2 protein-coding genes are annotated in these 1,553 nt (G+C 29.0%); both read right to left on the bottom strand.

All coding sequences use genetic code 11. The features are described from left to right. Positions 1 to 209: hypothetical protein (locus NQ163_RS20505; protein WP_268192178.1), on the bottom strand; the 209-nt coding region annotated here is incomplete at its 3' end. Between the two features lie 378 nt (positions 210 to 587). Beyond that, on the bottom strand, positions 588 to 1,553 hold a 966-nt coding region (locus NQ163_RS20500), incomplete at its 5' end, for a DUF4249 domain-containing protein (RefSeq protein ID WP_268192177.1).

Genomic DNA, 1,553 nt, shown 5'->3' with positions numbered 1-1,553 from the left:
AGGACAGATGTTCCATCATCGCAATGGGTAATTATTTGTGCTCCTGTTTCGAACAATAAGGAATCATGTGAATTAATTTCAACACTTCTAAATAAGTTAACTTCAAATTGAGTTTGATTGTTAGTTATTCTACCATCCACAACAAGAATTCCAGCAGTTGAATCAATATTTGGAAAATACTTTTCAGTACACGAATTTACTAGGATCAAAAGAACAAAGATGATCTTTATTCGTTTTATTATGGTATTAAGGTGCATGTTGTTAGGGCTTAGTGGTTTAGGTGTTTATAAATATATGATAATAATTTTAAAGGTTTTGTTATTTACAAATAAATAAATCATAGTAAAATAGATGTTGAAACAATAAAATAGAAGATGTATATATTTATATTTGGTATAAAATGCAGGTAAAATGGGTGGTAGAAATGATTTCCTTAATTGGATTATCTTTTAATTTATATCAATTCTATATTTTATAATAATGTGTAATACTGGTAAATAAATCTAATAATGAGTTTGTTAATGGATATGTAAAGAGAATATTTTTAGGGTAGTTTTTGGATATTTAAATTTTTGTGTTTGCATTTGTTAATCAATCCAGAACGAAGGTTTGGTTCTAGAGTATTTTAAACTACAATCGTAGCAAAAGTTAGGTTTTACATGATATATAACCACTTCTGGAAATACTTCTACTGTTACGATATGATATTTAAGAGGATCATATGCAAAAGAAGTCATTTGTAAAGTTCGACATTCAATAGGTTCTAAAGAAAAATTAATATCGTAATTTTCAGACTTGAAAGAATTGGAATTCTTGGTATGTGAAGAAACTTGAAAATACCCCAAAACTTGCTCATTACCATTACAACAATGAATATTGCCCTCTACATTCGAAGGGATAACATCAAATAAACTTCCGTTTGATTGACTCACTTTTTTGATATTGCTCCAAAATTTATAGCAATCTTTACTAATTGTATATGCTTCTATTTGAAGATAGTATTCATAATTCAACTTAACGTCATCTTCTGCTATGGAGGTAACTGGCAAATGACTTAGAGATTTAACTTCTAAATTCGATGCATCATAAATAAAAACTTTGTTCGAGTGTTCTTTAGGATAACAGGTGTAGGCAGGATTTTCAGATTTGGGAATATTTACAATTGTGTGCCACTCCCAGCTTGCATTATATTCCCACAATAAAAAGTTTGTATCGTTTAAAGGATTTTGTAAATCGAAATAAAACTTAACTGCATTTTTAATTTCATCCTTATCAATGATAACTTTATCAACTTCTCCATAGATTTTGCTGATCGATATTGGCGAAAGCATTATCTCAGGATTGGATTCGAATACGTTACCATTTTTGGTAGTAATTTCAATCCAATATGATTTATTAACTTCTCCTGTAAAAGAAGGATTTGTATTAATGTATTTTCCAGGTGCTGTTTCAAACAAAAGGACAGATGTTCCATCATCGCAATGGGTAATTATTTGTGCTCCTGTTTCGAACAATAAGGAATCATGTGAATTAATTTCAACACTTCTAAATAA

It is taken from the genome of Marinifilum sp. D737, from assembly GCF_026672275.1.
Lineage (GTDB): Bacteria > Bacteroidota > Bacteroidia > Bacteroidales > Marinifilaceae > Marinifilum.
Note: the sequence above shows the minus strand (reverse complement) of the source record. Positions and strands in the feature narration are given on the sequence as shown.